The sequence below is a fragment of the Neisseria sp. P0021.S007 genome (genome assembly GCF_051956855.1).
On the sequence record NZ_JBQCXA010000937.1, the window covers coordinates 1 to 564 of the forward strand.

General features: G+C 51.2%; 1 protein-coding gene. It reads right to left on the reverse strand.

The window, feature by feature from the left end; translation table 11 throughout:
* Nucleotides 1-29: 29 nt before the first annotated feature.
* The coding region (locus ACTHUR_RS16830) for a tRNA(His) guanylyltransferase Thg1 family protein (protein ID WP_440399828.1) at nt 30-564 on the reverse strand (535 nt) is incomplete at its 5' end.

The following is a 564-nucleotide window of genomic DNA, read 5'->3' on the forward strand; positions in this document are numbered from 1 at the left end:
TTGTAGGAGTATTCATTTTCAGACGACCTCTAAACGATTCTTTCCAAGACAAACGCGCCGTAATCGTCGCCCAAAGGCAGCTCGAAATCCGTATGTAAAATTTGGCGTTCCACCTGCACGGTTTCGCCGGTTTGCGGATTGAAACCCTCTTTCAAGGTCGTCTGAAAATACACGCCGAAGCCGCGTTTCTGCCATGAGGGCAATTCGTTGAAATTGATATTGTGTTCAAACAGCAAATCATGTTTCTGCGCGCGCGTGAGACCGCTGACCGCTTCTGTGGCTCGGGATACGCTTTCTCCTTTCTTGCGCAGCATCCAATAGCAGTGGGCGTTGAGCGCGTTGCGGTATGAGTCTTCGTGCCGCCAACGGAAATAATCGACCACCAGTTTTTCGTTCGGCAAAACGCAAACTCTGGCATCAAAAGCGGCGGTCTGCCCGTGCGCCACAGAAAAGGCGGCGCTGGCCTCACCAGCCAATACCGAAATGATTTTGCGCGTTTTGCGTTTGAACGTATCGTCGTCTCGACGCAGCAATAGTGAAATTTCATCGCTTTCCGAATAGCCG